This is a genomic window from Microcoleus sp. PH2017_05_CCC_O_A (genome assembly GCF_020738785.1).
Taxonomy (GTDB): Bacteria; Cyanobacteriota; Cyanobacteriia; order Cyanobacteriales; family Microcoleaceae; genus Microcoleus.
Genome location: NZ_JAEQCB010000116.1, coordinates 13,829 through 32,441 on the forward strand (window position 1 = coordinate 13,829; position 18,613 = coordinate 32,441).

Sequence of the window (18,613 nt, forward strand, 5' to 3'; positions counted from 1 at the left end):
TTTTATTGCCTAATATTTAGCAGCTTGCCATCCTGAGCAACTCGATATAAAGAACAACATACCTCTTAATTAAACGATGTATGGCCGTTACAATAAAAGTTAACACACTGCCTTTTTGAGGACAGACTCTATTAACTCAGATCTCGCACCGCAGAGATTTGAAGGATTCTGGGAAAATTAATATCGTTTACGAATACAAGTTTCCGACACTCGTAGTGGAGAGATCAAAATTTTAGACTCTGGTTCAAGCTCCCAGATTCATCTGTGGAGTCAATCGAACATCGAAAATCGACTGACCGTATTTTACAGCGGTATACGCAAAGTGGGAGCGGTGCATAATTTTATACATTACAGTTAAGTAAATATAATTTGTGGTAATAGACCTGATATGCTAAATTTGTCTCAAAATAGCAGCGAGTTAAGAAAAGCATAAGTTAATATATAAGACCGCAATCTTGTCAACCCACTAAATTTTATATGTAAGGCGTATGCCAGATATCTCGACTTCTACCACAGAAAACTCCTCAAATCCCGAGTCCGGCCTCCTGCCCCCGATTTTAAGAATTTTTGCAGCATTTCCAGATTATGATCGGGGCAACAGACACTACGCATCGGGAAGGTACGAAGCGGCAATCATTTGCTACGGAAAAGCGGTGCAAATTAAGCCGGATTGGGCCCGCGCGTGGCTGAATCTGGGCAAAGCTTACAAGCAACTGCACTCCTGGGCTGAAACGGTGGCCTGTTGCGATCGAGCGATCGCCATTAATCCCGAAGAATATTGGGCCTGGATGCTGCGCGGGACAGCACTGTTAAGTTTGCAAAATCACCCCGAGGCGATCGCGACTTTTGACAAAGCAATTGAAATCAATCCCGAAAAGCACGAAGCTTGGTATCAGCAGGGCAGAGTTTTAGAAGAATTGCAGGAGTGGGACAAAGCAGCAACCTGTTACAAAAAAGCAACCCAACTTCATCCAAATTTGCCCGCGATGTGGTGCAGGCAAGGCAGCGTGTTGCTGCAAGCCTCGCGCTACGCTGAGGCTGTGGCGGCCTACGAGCGCGCTCTCAAACTCGTCCCGACTAATTGGGAAGCTTGGCTGAACCGAGGTTTGGCTCTGATGAAGGCGGAACGCTACGCTGAAGCTGTAACTTCTTACGATCGCGCCATTCAACTGCAACCACAAAACACTTTGGCTTGGTTCAATCGGGGCATTGCTTCGGCAAAATTGCACAAATACGGAGAAGCAGTCACAGCTTACGATCGCGTCTTGCTACTCCAACCCAATGACTCCGAAGCTTGGCTGTACAAAGGAATGGCCCTGAAACACCAGTGGCGCGATGGGGCAATAGCTTGTTTCGATCGGGCTATTCAAATGAATCCCGCTTATCCCGAAGCATGGATCGGGCGCGGTCAAACACTGTCAGAATCAAGAGATTATGAAGGTGCGATCGATGCTTTCGATCGAGCGATTCAAATTAATCCGAATTTCCCCGAAGCTTGGCTGGGCAGAGGTATGGCCCTAGCAGAATTGGAACGCTACAAAGATGCGATTATCGCTTACAGCAATGCCCTCCAAATTGAAGGAAATTTTCTAGAAGCTTGGAATTTGCGAGGCGAAGCCCTAGAAAAATTGGAGCAATACGAAGAAGCGATCGCCTGTTTTGACAAAGTAATCTCTCTGAGTTCAGAAACAGACATTACATCAAAAGTAGGATTGCAGCAAGGCGCAGCGCTAGAAAAATTGCAGCGTTACGAAGAAGCCGTCGCAGCTTACAACCGCGTCATTCAAAACGTGCCAGACAATTTTGAAGCTTGGTTGAAACGTGGCAACGCCCTGTCAAATTTGGAACAGTACGAACAAAGTCTAGCATCATACGATCGAGCAATTACTATCTGGCCCGACAGCTATCAAGGCTGGGTGCAGCGAGGCCTGGTGCTGGGGAAAATGCAGCGCTATTCCGAATCACTTGTCGCTTTCGATCGAGTGATTCAACTCAAGCCCCACAACTGGGAAGCTTGGGCGCAGCGCGGCGATGTTTTGCAAAAATTGCAGCGGACTCAAGATGCAATTAGTTCTTACGGAGTCGCCCTAGAAATCAAACCAGATTACTACGAAGCTCTAGTCAGCCGAGAAGAATTGAGACTCAAAGATGCAATGTCAGGAAAATGGTAAGACAGTTGACAGTTGACAGTTGACAGTTGACTGTTGACAGTTCACCGAAAGACGAGCGAGAAGCCCCTGGCTGTCTTACATGGTCCGGAACGCGACTGCGACTTTAGTCGCCTACATTTTCCTCTTTAATTAATATCCTTTGATAGCAGGTGAGAAGGTATAATATAAAAAGGAGGTAACAAAAATGTTTGGATGCCAACAAAATTTAATTAGCCCGGATAAAAACCTAAAAGCAATTCTCGAATTCCTGTGCAGTGAGTCATCAAAACTGACTAATTGCGGTATTTATTATGCTCGTCAAATGTATTTCAAAACAGGTAAAATACCGGGGAGAGCAGATTTGCATAAAGTGCTAGGTACGGAGAACCGAAATTTGCACTATAAAGCATTCTATTCGGATACCGCACAGCAGATTTTAACTACTGTTGCCGAATCTTTCAAATCCTATATTGGACTATTAAAAGGCATAAAAGAAGGGACAGTAACTCAAAGACCGAGACTACCTAATTACCGACAGGGTGGTCTAGCTTTAGTAACGTATACAGCTCGCTCTGTGAAGCTTAAAGACGGGTTATTAAGATTTCCACTCGGCACCAAAGTTAAAGCTTGGTTCGGACTGGATGCTTTCTATCTACCTAGGCCCACAAACTTAGACCACAAAGCAATCAGAGAATATCGAATCCTGCCTAGAAACGGCTGCTTTTACTTGGAATTAATCTACAAGACTGAGCAGGTTCAAGCAGATGTAGATCCATCTAAAGCTTTGATGATCGACCACGGAATGAACAATTGGCTAACCTGTGTAAGCAATACTGGGACTAGCTTTATCGTTGATGGGTTGCACCTAAAGTCGCTCAATCAAGGATATAATAAGCGCGTTGCGTTTTTGATGTCCGGGAAAGCGAATGGTTATTGGTCAAAACGACTGGAGAGATTGACAGAAAATCGCAATCGCACAATGCGAGATGCTGTTAACAAAGCTGCTCGGAAGGTGATTGCTCATTGTTTAGCTAACAATCTAGGTACTGTGATATTCGGTTGGAATGTGGGGATGAAAAATGGTCTCAATCTGGGTTCTCAAACTAACCAAAAGTTTGTTCAAATTCCAACTTGTAGACTCAAGGATAGAATCGCTCAATTGTGCGAAAAATACGGGATTCGGTTTGTCGTGACCGAAGAATCATATACTTCTAAAGCTTCATTTGTCGATCGGGACGTGCTACCTAAATTCTGCGAAAAACTGTTAATCAATGCCGACTGCAACGGTGCAGCTAATATCGGTAGAAAAGTAGCGGCAACTTTGGGGCTTTGTCTCAAAGAAGTCAGTAGAGGTGCTTTGTTAACGCCTTTGAAAGTCCCTTTGTGGTCTTAATCAAGAATCCCCCCGATTCATCGGTGGGGAGTATCAATACGCTTATTTCAGTGGCGATATTCCAGCGCTGCGGGCCGCCGATGAGGCGCTCAAAGCTGGGGGATTTGCTTTTGCTTTGATTACCGCTGAGGGAATGCTGCAAAACAAACCGCCGCTGATCCCTTATCCGAGTCACTGGGTGGCGCTGTTGGGAAATGTCGCAATTGATGAGGGAAGCGATCGAAAGGGCGATCGATCTCGCGTTAGTTTTGATGTTTATACTTGGGGTAGAAAAATGCGCGTAGATATTCCTAAGAACTCTTTTGAGAATTATTTTTGGGTCGCCATTACAGGGCGCTAAATTTAATGCGATCGGAGACGGGATATCAGAGATTAGAAATTCAGTCAACACATGAATCCGAGGCTAAAAAGATTGATCTCTGGTGTTACAGGCAGGATATCTATGCAACCCGAAAAGTGCCCGATCTCAATATAACGATCGAGAGCAATATTTTCAATAAAACCCCATCCACCTGCTAACAGCAACGAAAAAAATCAGCCCTCAGCTCGATCGCACAGCAAAAAACCAAGGTGATGAGGCTAACAGTGCAATATGTCAGTTATCAAGAATACTTTCCGCGGGAGATTGCCCGACGGCACCCTAATTTGAAAATTAGGACAGGCAATTGCTGATTCTGCTGGCTTCATGTTATAGTAGTTTTTCAAGAATTAAATTCGGTTGCGTAGTTTGTTGGTGTTTATTTACAAGCCTCTCTCCGAATCTAAGTCTCTGCACCCTAATAGATTCTGGAGATTTTATGTCGATTTACGTGGGTAATCTTTCTTATGAGGTCACATCAGACGACCTCAACGAAGTATTTGCCGAGTACGGAACTGTAAGCCGCGTCCAAGTGCCAGTGGACCGGGAAACAGGCAGAATGAGGGGTTTTGCTTTTGTCGAAATGGCCAGCGAAGCAGAAGAAGCAGCAGCTATTGCAGCCCTCGACGGTGCTGAGTGGATGGGTCGTGACTTGAAAGTCAACAAAGCCAAACCTCGCGAAAACAACAACAAACGCTCCTCGGGTGGCGGTGGCTGGGGCGACAACAATCGCTCTTCACGACGATACTAAGCTTTGAGACTGAAAATTTGAATTTTGGTAGTTGACAGCAAGTGCGAATGCTGCTTTTTTTTCGGGCTGTTGGACTCGCTAAATACAACTGCCAAACCTTTAACTCAGTTTAGCCCCCTCCTTCGAGTGAGGGGGCTTTGTTGTTGGCGAAAAATTCCACGAGGTACGCCCGCCGCGCAGCGGACAGCCTAACTCGCAATTCTGTATCGCGATCAACTGCTTTTTTCAAGAAGCTTTCGGGATTTATGGGCGCAACTCCTGTAAACTATCAAAACTAGAATTAACTCCAAAGAAAAGTTACAATAACGCAAAAGTGATATTGCTCAAAAAAACAAATAATCTTTACTGAAAATTAGCAGATCAAACCAGCCAGACCCGCAAATCAATAGATTTTGCCTGAATAAAGATGCCCAAGATCTACAGCACGGCGGAACTCATTAACATCCTCGCAGAAGAGCGCCAAGCCTGCTTGCACGGGCGACGCCTCAATTTGACTGAAACTCCTGCTACAGGAAACCCCGTGATCGATCGCTTTCTCAAATCTGAGGGCGTTCAAAAGTTCACTGCTTATCAAAATTTTAAGGCAGCCGTGCATGAATACCAGCGGGAACATCAAGTTTCTGGGATTGTCTGGCGGGAAATGACGGTTAAAGGCAATAGTCTGCGCTACCCGGCAGTGGATGACGAATTAATCGCTCTACCGATCGATTTGATGACGCTGAAGGCTGCTAAGACTGCGATGTTGGAATTCTGGGAGCGGGTAACTGCGGGGATGGATTTGTATTTGAGTATTAATAGTGGGAAGGATTTTCGAGCGATCGAGCCGATCGACGTAGAAGCTCTAGCCCAGCGTACAGAATGGGCGAGTCTCTCGAAGTGGGAAAAGTTGGATTTTCTCGAAATTTTGTTGCAGTTGGGCTGGGGGAAGCCCGAGGAAGCCTATTACAAGCGGGGATGGCCGACATCCGGCAGCGAGTACATTCACGCCGTAAAACCCGGACAGCGGCCGATTTGTTAATTAGTCAGTAGTCATTAGTCAGTAGTCAGCAGTCAGTAGTCAGCAGTCATTATATCAAATCCGGCAGCATCGTAATTATAAGAGTGCGAGCGTCTCGCTCGCGATCTATGCCGCGAGCGAGACGCTCGCACTGATATCATCCAAATATATTATTCCGATGCAGCCGGAAATGATATTAGTCATTAGTCAGCAGTCATTAGTCATTATTAGTCAGTAGTCAGTAGTTACTGATTATTGGGAGATATTCAAAAATAACAAATAACAATTGCCAACTGCCAACTATCAACTGCCAACTGCCAACTGTCAACTGTCAACTGTCAACTGACAAAGCATCAAGCCAAACCACTGATTTGGGTCTGTCCAAACTTGCACCGGCTTTAAACCGCGCTGCGAAAGATCTGCCTTTACAGTATTGAGATTAAACTTGCGCGAAATTTCGCTGCGGATAGTTTCTCCGGCGGCAAATTCAACCGTTAAATCGAGCGCGCGCAAGTTCACTGTTTGCGCTTTCTTACTTTTCAAGTGCATTTCAATTTGACATTGTTCTTGATTGTAAAAAGCCCAATGCTCGAACTGCGCTAAATCAAAATTTCCCTGATACTTCCGATTTAAATGTCGCAGCATATTCAAGTTAAAGGCTGCGGTCACTCCTTGACTGTCATCGTAGGCCGGCTCTAAAATATCCTTAGATTTGTCTAAGTCAATTCCCAGCAAAAAATACTCTCCCGGCTGCAATGCACCGACAACTTGCGAGAAGAATACATCGCATTCTTGATGGTTGAGATTGCCGAGGGTGCTGCCTAGAAAGCAAATCATTCGGGTTGGCAATGGCGACGGGGCAATTTTAGCTAAGGCTAATTCGTAAGTGCTGACAAGTCCGTGAATTTGGAGCGATGGATAATCTGCTAACAGTTGACAAGCGCTGCTTTCTAGGATAGTGGGGCTGATGTCGATCGGCAAATAGTGCAGCGGATATTCCAATTTGCTGTAAGCATCGAGGAGAATCCGGGTTTTGGTGGAACTGCCGCTGCCAAGTTCGACGATTTCGCACGGGCCCGTCAAATGCGCGATCGCCCCTGCACACTCTTGCAAAATTGCCGTCTCAGTGCGCGTTAAGTAGTATTCCGGCAACTGACAAATCAACTCGAAGAGGTTCGAGCCGCGATCGTCGTAGAAATACTTGGGAGGCAGGGTTTTGGGGTTTTGAGTCAACCCGGTAATTGCATCGCTGCCAGCATTGATTTCTGCGGGTGTCGGTGCCACAGCGCTCACCAGCCGCTCTAAGTGCAGCCGGTTTTCTTTGGTTGACGCTGGGTTTGTCTTGTCGGAAAGTCTTGGAGATTTCATAGAGTAAAATTAAGATGCACAAATTGATATAGCACACAGTTGCGTTGCTGAAGATCGCACTCAAGCTAGATTTTTGAGGCCGCTCTCCGTTCTGTATGTTCTCACCCGATGGCGAGTCGCGTCCACAAATTAAAATTCAACAAATATCAACCTAAATTATTAAATCATTTACAAACCTTTTTAACCTAGTATTTTTAAGTGGAAAAAAGTTTTGGTGTTTGACAAACAAATATTGTCTAAAATTAACTGGAAATAAATTTTATTTTTTAAATTTAAATCTTACAGGTTCGTAGTGAGGACTTTAGTCCGCATAAAATTAGAGGACTCGCATTCCTCACTACAAACCTATGTGATTGTAGTTGTGGCGCAGCGAAAACCCGCGATAATTTGCCGCACGCCCGGATAGTACCAATTCCGAAAAGTCGATCGCAGTGCCTGAGGAAAAGTTGCCCAACTCCCGCCTTTCAAAACCCGATGTTCTCCATCAAAATAGAGTTCAGAGTATCCCCGATAAGGATAACTTTCAAATCCTGGATAGGCGTCAAAGGTTGAAGCTGTCCACTCCCAGACATTGCCCAACATATCACAACAGCCTGCTGGACTTGCTCCCGTTGGAAAAGCATCAACGGGGGAAGTATTGGCAAGATGATTGCCGTGATTGCACAGGCTGGCATTTGGCCGTGTTTCTCCCCAAGGATAGGTAAGTTTTGTCTGATTTGTGGGATCCCAACTTGCTGCTTTTTCCCATTCGGCTTCCGATGGTAAGCGCTTCCCGACGAAGTTGCAGTAAGCTTCGGCTTCGTACCAACTGACGCCGCAAACTGGATGGTTGTTGAAAGCAGGGTTTTCTGACCAGTAAAGCGGGCGATCGACTAAATGAACTTTTTGCCATTCCCAGCCCTCAGCAGACCACCAATCGCGGTTCTGATAGCCGCCGGATGTCATAAAATCTCGGTATTGACCGCAAGTGACCGGATAGCGATCGATCGCGTATGCTTCTAGATCGCACAGATGGCGCGATCGCTCGTTATCCAAAGTTTCAGCAGCATCGCTTCCCATATAAAATTCCCCGCCGGGAATCTCAATCTCTGGGGAATCGGTAATGGGTAATGGGTAATTGGTAATGGGTAATTGGGAATTGGTAATCGGGAATTGGGAATTGGGAATTAATCTTCCTTCTTCCTCCTTACTTCTATCCGTTAAATCCGTTACATCTTGTACACTGCTCGTTGCCGAACTTCCCTCTTCCTTCTTCCCTCTTCCTTCTTCCCTCTTCCTTCTTCCTTCTTCCTTCCTTAGCATTTGCAGCACGAAAGCAACTGTTTCGCAGTGCTGACTTTCGTGCTGAATAATAAACCGCCAGAGACGTTCCTGTTGTGCGATCGGCGCAACGTCCAAATAATCTAACACCTTTTTTCGCACCGCATCCAGATACAATTCAACTTCTGGTAGCGCAGGCAAAAAAACTCGTTGTTTTTTCGGCAAAATATCCGCAGCAAACAGTTGGTGATACTCAGGAAAAACTGGCTTGAACCCACCACATTTCTGCAACAGCCACAAATCCTCAGTATAAGCAATGTGACCTAAATGCCAACCAACCGGACTAAAATCTGGATGGGCTTGACGGCAGAAAGTATTGTAATCGATGTCTGCAAATAGTTGAAAAGTGCCGCGGCGACACTGCTGCAAATCCTGATAAATTGCCTCTTTACAAGATTGGATTGATTTCGATCTCACCGTCTACTCCCGTACTGATCGTGCTCTGGACTGGACACTCGTGCCAATTGCCACCAAATAAAGGCTCAGAAGCAATGATGACAGAATTGGGGAAATTTAAATCGTCCCGCAGCCAATACAGGGAAGGAGGGACTTTTGGGAAAGCAAAACGAGATGCAACGAGCTGCTGTCCGTCGCTGATAATAATATTTGCTGAAAATTCAACTTGGTGAGCGTTTGCTAGTTCAGCCAAAGTTTTCAGGCAGTTTTGCAAAGCAGCTTTTAGGCTCAGATTGCTGGCTGTTAATTCATTGACAAATAAGCCGAAGATGTGCTCTGAATCTGTAGTACCGTTAATTGATTGATAAAGGGTATCGTTGAGCCGATCGCGAATTGGTCTGTAAAGACTTTTGCGAAAATTCTGCACAAAGCCGTTGTGTACGAACAACAGGCGATCGTGTTGAAACGGCTGACAGTTGCTCAAATCTAGAGCTTGTCCTGAAGTTGCACTGCGAACATAGGCGATCGCACAGCCGGATTCAACATATCGGCTGATACTCGGCAGATTGATGTCGTTCCAAATTGGCTGTACATTTTTATAAGTAAACGGATCGGTATCGAGGTGCGGGTGATACCAACCGATACCAAAACCGTCAGCATTGAGCAAGCCCGAAGTCATTTCGCGGGGCTGGTAACTCTGCACAATTAGCGAATGTTCCGGCTTGTACAGAATAGAATCGAGTAAAATCGGCTCGCCGAGGTAGCCAAGCAAACGGCACATAAAATTTTGTAAACAAACAGATTAGCATTGTAAATCATTTGCCGACAATTTTCCGGCAAGCGTTTTTTGCAGCATGAGCTTGCCCATCTTTAACAGGCTCGATCGCCCTTTTTTTGCAGTCTGCTGCCAGCATCTCCGTACAAACGGTACAGTAAAGATAGAACCCCAGCAGCACAAGGAGACTCTTGAATGTTCCTCGACGAACTCATCCCAGTGGTCAAAGAATTGATCCAACAGCCGATCGCCTTTGCGGGCGGATTTTTTTCTGGCCTGCTTCGACTCAACCTTCACGAAGATCCCGTTAGAAGCTGGATCGATGAGCAAGCCGGTTCAACTTCCTACACTCCTCCCGCAGCCGAAGCCACCAACGCTAAAAGCACGGGGCCTCAGTCGATCTCGATCGACTAAGCAAAAGGACTAACTATTGCAGTCAGTAGAAAGGGTTTGTCGGTGCGGCAAACCCTTTTAGTTCAAAGGCGATCCTTCAACAGTTGACAGTTGACAGTTGACAGTTGACAGAAGGAGAGCGACCTCTACCCTTAAGTCCGAGTATTGGAGTAATGAATAGTCTGATTTTAATTTCTCCCGATCGGGCGGGCGGGCTTTCAACCAATTCTTTCTGGTCAGTTTTAAGCGAGATGGCACTTGAGAGTCAAATGAACCGGTTATTATGTATAGCACAACAAGTTTAGTTCGATCGACATGACTATCTATATTGGAAATTTGTCCTACCGCGCCACCGAAGAAGACCTGAAATCAGTATTTGCAGAGTACGGCACAGTCAAGCGAGTTGTCTTACCTACCGACAGGGAAACCGGTCGGATGCGCGGCTTTGCATTTGTCGAGATGATGGAAGATGCCCAAGAAGACGCTGCAATTACCGAATTAGACGGTGCAGAGTGGATGGGACGCCCCTTGCGAGTGAACAAAGCTAAACCGAAAGAAGAGGGAAATCGAGGCCCAGGCATGAATAGGAACAGCGGATATTAGGAATGAAAATTAAATAACTTCCACAAGTTTGTGGGATGGGCGTCCCGCCCGTCCAGAAAGAACGGGCTCTTCTGCCCCATCCCACTTTCAAGAGTGTAAGTTATTAAATTTTCGTTCTTTAAAAAGAGTAAATTCGCCCTTTTTCATCAATATAAACTGACCGATCTTGCCTAGTGCGGCCGTCTGATGTGGTGATGCGAACCGTCACAATGTTTTCCTTGGCATCAACGTTATAGTCGTATTTCAAAGTTGTGGTTCCTCCTTTGACATTAATCGGAATATTGGCAATGTCTCCGGTGCGGTTGCTGACGCGAACCATGATATTTTTGCTAGCTCCAACTGGCAAGGATGACAAGCCGACACCTGATTGACCGTATTCTAGGTTTAATCCGGTTTCATTTAACAGTCTCAGGGTAATGTTGCGAGTATAGTCAACCTGTGCTTGAGGTTGCCAAAATCCTGGTTTTGTACCGCCGTCAGTTGCAGGTTGAGATAATGCTGGATGGGGATGCAGACAGCCGAGGGCAGCAAGTATTGCTGCGGTTGCAATAATTTTTGATTTCACAAAAAAGCTCGGTAAGTGGGAAGCTCAGCGTATGAAAGACCTGAGAGGAAAACAACACGGGCGGTTTCAACCGCCTTGAATCTTTCTCTATCCATTTATGCATTACCGCCTTGGAGTTGCTTGATTTGGTGTACTTTTGTAATGTACTTAAGGGCAGGACAGTTACCGCCTCAAACCTTGCAACTCGCGATCGCATAATTTTTGCTCTTGTCGAGCCTCCCTTTCGGGGTAATGTTAGCTTGTCGGTCAATGTTATAAGAGCTTGTTAGGCTGAAAGCACTGCCTCAGTGACCCTAAGACTGTTTAACCTTCAGCGACAGAGCAGGGGACTAGCTTCGTATCCACAGGGTGTCGTGACTCAAATAACGTAGTCAGTTAAGACTTAGGCTGGTCAGCATAGCTTACTCGATCGCTCTTGCAAGCTCAGTCCCTTTAGGGCTGGGTTACTGACTGTTTCTACCTCCGGTTAAAGTGTCGGTGATATTTCTATGCTAGCTTGAAAATCTGATGTTTTTAATTGAGGATTTAGGTTTCCAAATGCGGTATCACTGAACCACTCAAGGATGGAAGGCAATATATCTATGCAGAAACCGGGTTTTTGTAATCATGGTTAAATATTGTTGCTGTTTGCATCGCAATAATAATTTTTGTGCTGGGCTGGCGGGATGCTGGTTAATTTTTAACGATCGCGCGCGCGGCATCTAGCAACAGGCGCTGTTCGGCGCGGGCGATCGCCCTGTAAGTCTGTTCTACAGTATCGACATTCACCGAAATAGACGAAATCCCCCACCGCACCAAGGATTCAACTATCTCGGGATACAAAGCTGGAGCATCGCCGCAGATAGAACAAGGAATCCCCGCAGCCCTGGCTTGTCGGATTAATTGCTCGATCGCCCTCATTACTGCTCGATCGCGTCCGTTGAAACCACCTGCTACCTGTTGGGAGTTGCGGTGAATGCCTAACAGAAACTGAGTTAAATCGTTGGTGCCGATGGAAATTCCTTGAACTCCTGCTTTTACGTAATCTGGCAATAAAAATAATACCGAAGGAACTTCCGCCATAATCCATATTTGAAACTGGTCGGGTCGATTTTTCCAAATAGTTTCTAAGCGCTGGCGGCAGTAGACAAATTCGTCTACGGAGCGCATGAAAGGCAAAATTAAATTGACATTTGTATGACCAGACTCGCAGACTTTTTGAAGTACGGACAACTCCCAATCAAATAACTCCGGTTCAAAGGTATCGCTGAAACTGCCATGAGATCCTGAGTCGCGCAAGTCGAGAGAGCGATAAAATATTGGTCGCGGTGCTACCGCTGCGGCAAATAAACTGAGACAATCTGCCATGCGATCGACAAATTCCGATTGGCGACCATCTTGCAGCCAAATTTTGGGGTTTTGACAGTCCAAAGCTTCCAATGCCATCAATTCCGATCGCAATAATCCGATGCCGTCGATGGGCAGATTTCTGAGGCGATCGATCGAACTTGTTTGGCTGACATTAACCAGCAGTTGAGTTGCCGTTGGCGCGCCCCAAACTGATTCGGGAGATTCTGCCCGTCGAGGTAAGGATGCGGGATTGGACGATCGCTCTGATATTGAAAATTGGTGGTTGGCTATTGACATTTTTGCTGCTGTACTGTATGTATCCGCATTGTTTGGCGTTTCCTGAAGCGGGTTGCTGTCTGCTGTGTCGATCGCCGGATGTGGAGCGAGGGCAAAAACTTCTCCGCTATCGCCATCTACCAATACCGAATCCCCCGAGGCGATCGCGCGAGTCGCCCCGACAACTCCCACAACCGCAGGAATTCCCAATTCTCTCGCTAAAATGGCGCCGTGGCCTGTCATCCCTCCTTGTTCGGCAACTATCCCAGCAGCAACTTTCAACCAAGGCAGCCAATTCGGATCGATTGTGCGGGCTACCAAAATTCCTCCGGCTAAGAAGTCCGCGTTTTCTGGGTGGGAATTAGTCATAACTTGGGCAATTGCTTCGGCTTTTCCTGAGGCGGCGCCCAAACCCTTGAGGATAGCAGGAGTTCGCGTTTGGGCGATCGCTTTTTCCCGGGAGGGCGCCACTTGTTCCCGTTTAAAAAGACGCATTTGAGTAAAATAAAACTGCGGATCGCTACTGTTTGCTGTATGGTTTAGCGTCCACTCCAAGATTACATTACAGTCAAATTCGGCGATTACTTTTTGGCTCAATTCAATGAGTTTTTGCAATTGCGATTCCTCTAAAACGTATTCACTTTGCCATTTCTCTCCCAGCGTCAAAAGTTCTACGCAACTGCCAGCAAAATCGGGAATTAACAATGTAGAATTGGTGATTTTTCGGCTTTCCCAATTCCCGAGCAGCGGTTTTTTTTTCGGCTTCCCCTCCCCGGTTTTGAGATTGTATGCTAATGTTTTGTAACCGAGCCGCTGGAAGTTAACCGCCCCTGTTTCGGGCTGCACTTGATAGTAATCGGGGATGGTTTCTCCCCGAGCGAGGGACAGTCCCAAACCGCTGGTGGCTTGGATTTCCCAGGCTGCACCGCAGTTAGTTTTTACCTCGCCCGCGGCGATAGTTGGGAAGATTGGCTGCACCAAAACTACGGGATTTATTTGCTGTATCTTCATGCCGCACCGCTGCCAGTAAAATAGACTTCTGGCTCTGAACAATTCTGCCCAAGCGCGTTTGAGTCCGGCTTCAATGGCTTCTGGTTCGGCACTTACTGCGTGAGATTCCAGGATTCCGGTTGTTTTCGGGTTCCAGGAAGTCAGGGAAGGGCGAAAAATTAAGGCTTGGGAGTTGAGCTGACAAACAGCAGACTCTAGGGTGGAGAGTAGTGCATCTGGCAGTTTGGCGGTGAGGATTTGGTGGCGGATGCTGCGAGCGATCGATTGCAGTTGTCTGGGTTCATCGACATTCAAGTGTAGCGAAGAGTGGGGCCAGTCAGCCAACAGCGGTTCTAGCCAGTCGATCGACTCTAAAAACTGCGAAAATGTTGTAGTCGGCACGACAAAACCCGGTACAGCGGGATGATTTTGGGCGAGTAAACAGCTTAAGTAAAATGCTTTTTCTCCCACTGCATCTCGGTCTGAAGGTTGAATTTTGTCTAGCCAGTAGAGATTTGTCACGCTGGGAGCCTGTCCTTGGAAACTGATTTAATTTTGATAGTTTTTCCCATTAATCACATACCACAATTTTACGATGAACGAGCGAAATTGGACGGGATTAGTCAAATCTTTTCTCAATCTATTTCTTAAGTCTAACTGTCCTCTTTGTCAGCGATCGGCCGCCGAGGAGTTTTGCGGGTACTGCCACAAGCAACTTCAGCGCTGTCAGTTAGCCGATCCGGGTCGATTTTGGGCCTCCCAACAGCGTGTTTTTGTCTGGGGGGAGTACGGCGGGACTCTCAAACGGGCGATCGCAGCTTTAAAATATGAAGGAAATCCACAATTAGCAAAACCTCTCGGTGGCTGGCTGGCAGAATCTTGGCTGAGTTTTCCCGAATTAGCTATTGACAATTTAACAGTTGTACCGATTCCCATGCACAAATCAAAGGTCAAGGAACGGGGTTTCAATCAGGCGGAACTTTTGGCGGAAAGTTTTTGCGAGCTGACTGGTTTGCCTTTGCAGCGGCACGGTTTGGAGCGGGTGAAAAATACTCAGGCTTTATTCGCTCTGACAGCACAGCAGCGGCAAGCGGAAATGAAAGATGCTTTAATTTTGGGGAAAGATTTTCGGCGCCGTCTCCCGCGCAATCCAGTTTTGTTGGTTGATGATATTTACACTAGCGGTACTACTGTCAAGTCGGCAATTAAAACATTGAAAGAGTCGGGAATTGCGGTTTATGGAACTGTGGCACTTGCCAGTCCCCCTCGGCGCGATCGCTAATCTATTTTACTTTCAATTTTAAATATAGCCTTTCGAGCTTCCATAGGAGGTACTCATGGCCTCCGCGGTCTCTGCGGGCATACCTCACCACGCTTGAGAACCGCTATAATCTTATGCTGAAATGCTGTAGTGATTGACTGAGTTAACCTTTTATTATACCCTAATCAAGGGTAAAACAGCTTACTCCCTTCGGAAGAGCAAAGTTGCGCTGCTGCATTTCTTACCAGGTGAGGCACACTGAATCATTTGACTGTCAAGCTTTTTAGCTTTCACCACCTACCTTGCCAAACCGATAGCCACTGTATTTCCTTGTACCCAGATAACTAAACGTGAAAAAAAACAATGCTTAGTCCCGGATCTCAGCCCCCGAACCCACTCAATGATTGCCCTGAAAAAACTGTACTTTTCAAGGATAAAGTAATAGTAAAACTATTTAATTTGTTTTTTGAAATAGAGTTTTTCATCAAAGTTGCTATTGCTTGTACCCTGCTCCAGCAGTTAATTTATTGGCTCTCGAACAAAATCCATCTCGACTTTACCGCCGAGGTTTTACTGTACTGGTTGGTTGGGTCGGTTTCATTCTACAGCATCGGTATTGTTATTGAAAAAGTTCTTAAAACCAACGAGACTTGGCGGCAAAGATTCAATGTCAGAGTCAAGAAAGTGAAAGAACAACCGTTCCCTGCATTTACTGTTCGAGGAATCCTGGTCGGAGAAATTAAAAGTTTAGCAGCAGCAGCGATTATCCTGTACCTAGCTCCCGAAGTTCATCGAGGAAATAGCTGGCTATTAAATTTTGAATGGTTCTTGATGAGAATAATTGCGGCGGATTTCTGCTTTTACGTTACCCATTGGCTCTTTCACAAAAAGTTCTTGCAGGAAATACATCTCAAACATCACGACTTCCTGGATTCATCGAGTTTTGTTGCCGGTCATAAAAGCCTGCTTGAATATGCTATCGTCACCGTTGCAGACGTTTTGCCGGTTTTTGTATTCGGATACGATATTACTCAATTGTGCGCCTGGACTATTATCGGGAATGCTTACAACCTAGAAGGTCACAGTTCTCTGTCAATATTTTTCATTTCCTCGGATTTTCACGATCTCCACCACTCTCGGTTTAAGGGAAACTACGGCATTCAAGGATTTTGGGACAGGGTATTCAATACGCTAAACCATCCCACAAAAAAGCCCGGAATTATGTTCCCGGTGGCTTCTCTGGAAAAGAGCCTCCTGAAGCCGTCCTATAAGGGCATTGATGGTGGGAATTGAACCTCGACTCGTTCTGGTAGGGCGATCGCCGATCCAAAGCTTTCCTTAAGCTTTGATCGGTTCGGGCTCTCGAAGACAAAGAGATGATTGCGCTAGCGATCGGGAAGTTTTTGAAGAATTCTGATACATCAACTACCTCATGATTGAGAACCCACACCTTCAAATATACTTCTAATACGTACTGCCGTTCGCAATTGATAGCGCGATTGAAACGGGATTGGCAGAATTTGATATAGCGGTTCTCAAGCATGGTGAGATATGCACTATGCCCACGGAGGCCACGCAGGCCACGCAGGCCATGAGTACCTCCTATGGGAACTCGAAATATAGGTCAATACCGTTTACTTAAGACCGCCCTGGGGGTAAATCGCTATGAAAAATATATACTGCGATTGCTTCGTTCCTCGCAATGACCATCTTAAGTCAACCGTATTGGGCTATAGGTTTGTAGTGGATGCACTTGCAACCTCAGAAACCGGGTTTCTATGAATATTTCTCGTCACTAAATCCAAAAACTCGTAGAAACCCGGTTTCTCGCCCCCCGCGAGTCGCCTCTGAAAGTGTCCGAAGTGTTGATTGATGATGATTTGCTAGCAAGATTTTTTTGGGGAAACGAACCGCGAAGACGCGAAGTCCGCGAAGGAAGAGAAAGAAGAGAGAGTTTAGGCGCCAAGCGGAAATTGCTGGCTGATGTTCCAGCGGCTGCCGTCGTGAAGCAGTAAGGTTAAGGCAGCGGCGGTAAACTGAAAGTGGAGTTCGCGCGCTGCGAATTCCAGCCAAGCCGTTTGAAAATTCTCCTCAGTTAAATCGCGAAACGCTACAGTCATGTGCGGTACAAATGGGCGAGTCTGAGAAATGCGATCGACAATTCCTAAATTTGCCGCGACATAACTCATCAAATCTGTTTGAATCTCCAGCAATTGGGGCGATTTGACAATATCCGCATAAATGACGCGGGGTGCGAAAGCGGCAAAACCGGATAGCGTAACGGGAATTGGGAGCCGATTTGCAGTAAAGGCCCTGAGACTTTCCTCTAATTGCGCCACATCCGCCGCAGGCCGTTCAAAGGGAGGTTGCAGTGTGATGTGGGGTGGCGAATTCAAAGCACCACGGCTGTTGTAGCGATCGGCAAAATACAGTTTAATCTCGGTAATCTGCTCTTGAATATCGTCTGGCGCCACTAAAGCTATAAAAAATCTTTGTTTTGACAGGTGCATGGGATAGCATCGAATTAAGGAAGGAATGGCCGAGTACGGGCGATCGAGTATTTCCTCAATGCCCCGCACCAAAACACCCATTCCCAATCTACAATCCAAAATCCCAAATCTAAAATCTAAAATTTAAAATGCCTTGGTTTGTCAAAATTGAGCAAGGAATTGTCGAAAAGCCTGTGTTTGACCAGCACGTGCCAGCTCACAGAGCTTATGTCCGAGATTTGATTTCTAAAGGACACCGAGCGAAAACTGGCTACTGGGCGAGGCGGGGCGGCGGTATGTTGATGTTTGAGGCGGCTTCGATGGATGAGGCAAAGGCGATCGTCGCTGAAGACCCGCTGGTGAAGAACGGTTGCGTTATTTATGAAATTTATCACTGGTGTGTGGTTGAAGAATAAATAACTGTGTTATACTCGTAAATGAACTGGATCCACGCGATTCCAACGCCCAAATCTTGTCAGGACCGGAAGGTAGCAGCAACACGGGATGCTTGTAATAGGCGTGGTCTCCGGTTCACCCAGTTTTATGAGGTGTAGTTCCTATGCCTGGTTTCGGAGATATTTTACAAAAAGCAGTTTACCTTGGTGTCGGGCTAGCTTCCTACGCTGGTGAAAAAGCTGGCAGCAAGTTAACTGAATTACGCACTGAAGCCCAAAAGCTGGCAGATGAATTGGTGAAGCGCGGTGAGATGTCAACAGAAGAAGCTCGTCGCTTTGTTGATGATATGGTGCAACAAGCTCAGCAGCAGCAACCACCTGTAGAAGCTGCTGGGGACAAAAAACCCGCTGAACCTCGGCGGATTGAAATTGTTTCTGAGGAAGAAGAAGTTTCTACAAAAGAAACTAAAGAAACCGGCGGCGTAGACAAGCTCCGCGAACAGGTACAGAATTTACAAGACGAATTGCGGCGGCTCAAGCGCGATTAAGCGAAAAAAGCTCGCGCAGCAAAGCAGGAAGGGAACTCAGGATAATAATCTTGAGTTCCCTTTTTGAATATCTTCTCTGTCAGATGTGGGTGGATATACCGCAATAGGTAATAGAATTGAGAGTAGGTGCGATAGCTTCGCTGGAGGCAGGCTGTACTTATCAAAAAATTGGGTTTAAAACCCCGTCCTTAAGGACGGCTTTAATTTTTTGGTAAATTTTACTGAGCCTGTTAGAATGGAATAGTAAAACAAACGA

General features: G+C 46.2%; 18 protein-coding genes and 1 other RNA gene. 12 read left to right on the plus strand and 7 right to left on the minus strand.

All coding sequences use genetic code 11. The features are described from left to right. The first annotated feature begins 488 nt into the window (after positions 1–488). The 5 genes from JGK20_RS23805 (at position 489) to JGK20_RS23825 (ending at position 5,670) form a co-directional block, all read left to right on the plus strand. Positions 489–2,171: a tetratricopeptide repeat protein gene (locus JGK20_RS23805; RefSeq protein ID WP_293179222.1), complete on the plus strand. Its 1,683-nt coding sequence runs from the start codon at positions 489–491 to the stop codon at positions 2,169–2,171. A 184-nt stretch (positions 2,172–2,355) separates the two neighbouring features. Further along, complete coding sequence (locus JGK20_RS23810; RefSeq protein WP_293232391.1) at positions 2,356–3,543, plus strand: transposase; 1,188 nt, start codon at positions 2,356–2,358, stop codon at positions 3,541–3,543. A gap of 115 nt (positions 3,544–3,658) precedes the next feature. After that, positions 3,659–3,883 carry a hypothetical protein gene (locus tag JGK20_RS23815; protein ID WP_293179228.1) on the plus strand — a complete coding sequence of 75 codons (225 nt, stop codon included), beginning with the start codon at positions 3,659–3,661 and terminating at the stop codon, positions 3,881–3,883. Between the two features lie 457 nt (positions 3,884–4,340). Further along, positions 4,341–4,652 carry an RNA-binding protein gene (locus JGK20_RS23820; RefSeq protein WP_293179231.1) on the plus strand — a complete coding sequence of 104 codons (312 nt, stop codon included), beginning with the start codon at positions 4,341–4,343 and terminating at the stop codon, positions 4,650–4,652. A gap of 406 nt (positions 4,653–5,058) precedes the next feature. Then, on the plus strand, positions 5,059–5,670 hold the full coding sequence (locus JGK20_RS23825) for a hypothetical protein (protein WP_293179234.1): 612 nt from the start codon (positions 5,059–5,061) through the stop codon (positions 5,668–5,670). Positions 5,671–5,973: 303 nt separating this feature from the next. Here the strand turns inward: JGK20_RS23825 and egtD are convergent, their stop codons facing one another. The 4 genes from egtD to JGK20_RS23845 all read right to left on the minus strand — a co-directional run bounded on the left by egtD (position 5,974) and on the right by JGK20_RS23845 (position 9,689). Further along, on the minus strand, positions 5,974–7,017 hold the full coding sequence (gene egtD / locus JGK20_RS23830) for an L-histidine N(alpha)-methyltransferase (RefSeq protein WP_293179237.1): 1,044 nt from the start codon (positions 7,015–7,017) through the stop codon (positions 5,974–5,976). A gap of 345 nt (positions 7,018–7,362) precedes the next feature. Next, a complete protein-coding gene (locus JGK20_RS23835) occupies positions 7,363–8,754 on the minus strand; it encodes an SUMF1/EgtB/PvdO family nonheme iron enzyme (RefSeq protein ID WP_293198214.1) in 1,392 nt (463 codons plus the stop codon). Continuing rightward, a complete protein-coding gene (gene egtC, locus JGK20_RS23840) occupies positions 8,726–9,514 on the minus strand; it encodes an ergothioneine biosynthesis protein EgtC (protein WP_293179243.1) in 789 nt (262 codons plus the stop codon). Before egtC ends, JGK20_RS23835 begins: the two co-directional genes overlap by 29 nt. A gap of 34 nt (positions 9,515–9,548) precedes the next feature. After that, positions 9,549–9,689, minus strand: a complete 141-nt coding sequence (locus JGK20_RS23845; protein ID WP_293150157.1) for a hypothetical protein — start codon at positions 9,687–9,689, stop codon at positions 9,549–9,551. Between the two features lie 14 nt (positions 9,690–9,703). Here JGK20_RS23845 and JGK20_RS23850 point away from each other — a divergent pair, with 14 nt between their 5' ends. Further along, positions 9,704–9,922 (plus strand): hypothetical protein, encoded by a 219-nt coding sequence (locus JGK20_RS23850; protein WP_293150155.1) that lies wholly within the window; start codon positions 9,704–9,706, stop codon positions 9,920–9,922. 294 nt (positions 9,923–10,216) lie between these two features. After that, positions 10,217–10,504, plus strand: a complete 288-nt coding sequence (locus JGK20_RS23855; RefSeq protein ID WP_293179249.1) for an RNA-binding protein — start codon at positions 10,217–10,219, stop codon at positions 10,502–10,504. Between the two features lie 118 nt (positions 10,505–10,622). Here the strand turns inward: JGK20_RS23855 and JGK20_RS23860 are convergent, their stop codons facing one another. Together JGK20_RS23860 and JGK20_RS23865 are read right to left on the minus strand one after the other, a co-directional pair. Continuing rightward, positions 10,623–11,069 (minus strand): hypothetical protein, encoded by a 447-nt coding sequence (locus JGK20_RS23860; protein WP_293190643.1) that lies wholly within the window; start codon positions 11,067–11,069, stop codon positions 10,623–10,625. A 672-nt stretch (positions 11,070–11,741) separates the two neighbouring features. Then, on the minus strand, positions 11,742–14,186 hold the full coding sequence (locus tag JGK20_RS23865; protein WP_293232393.1) for a putative PEP-binding protein: 2,445 nt from the start codon (positions 14,184–14,186) through the stop codon (positions 11,742–11,744). A gap of 73 nt (positions 14,187–14,259) precedes the next feature. Between JGK20_RS23865 and JGK20_RS23870 the strand changes: the two genes are divergently transcribed. Together JGK20_RS23870 and JGK20_RS23875 are read left to right on the plus strand one after the other, a co-directional pair. Further along, positions 14,260–14,946, plus strand: a complete 687-nt coding sequence (locus tag JGK20_RS23870) for a ComF family protein (protein ID WP_293205979.1) — start codon at positions 14,260–14,262, stop codon at positions 14,944–14,946. Between the two features lie 342 nt (positions 14,947–15,288). Continuing rightward, on the plus strand, positions 15,289–16,218 hold the full coding sequence (locus JGK20_RS23875; protein WP_293232395.1) for a sterol desaturase family protein: 930 nt from the start codon (positions 15,289–15,291) through the stop codon (positions 16,216–16,218). A 662-nt stretch (positions 16,219–16,880) separates the two neighbouring features. Here JGK20_RS23875 and JGK20_RS23880 read toward each other — a convergent pair. Next, a complete protein-coding gene (locus JGK20_RS23880; protein ID WP_366039395.1) occupies positions 16,881–17,516 on the minus strand; it encodes a 2'-5' RNA ligase family protein in 636 nt (211 codons plus the stop codon). A 47-nt stretch (positions 17,517–17,563) separates the two neighbouring features. On the opposite strand from JGK20_RS23880, the gene JGK20_RS23885 reads away from it, so the two are divergent. From JGK20_RS23885 to JGK20_RS23895, 3 genes are all read left to right on the plus strand, one after another. Next, the gene (locus tag JGK20_RS23885) at positions 17,564–17,830 is read left to right on the plus strand and encodes a YciI family protein (RefSeq protein WP_293179261.1); all 267 of its coding nucleotides are present in this window, start codon (positions 17,564–17,566) and stop codon (positions 17,828–17,830) included. Positions 17,831–17,853: 23 nt separating this feature from the next. Beyond that, an RNA gene (ffs, locus tag JGK20_RS23890) (signal recognition particle sRNA small type) lies at positions 17,854–17,950 on the plus strand. Between the two features lie 23 nt (positions 17,951–17,973). After that, positions 17,974–18,357 carry a hypothetical protein gene (locus tag JGK20_RS23895; RefSeq protein ID WP_293179263.1) on the plus strand — a complete coding sequence of 128 codons (384 nt, stop codon included), beginning with the start codon at positions 17,974–17,976 and terminating at the stop codon, positions 18,355–18,357. The last annotated feature ends 256 nt before the right edge of the window (positions 18,358–18,613 follow it).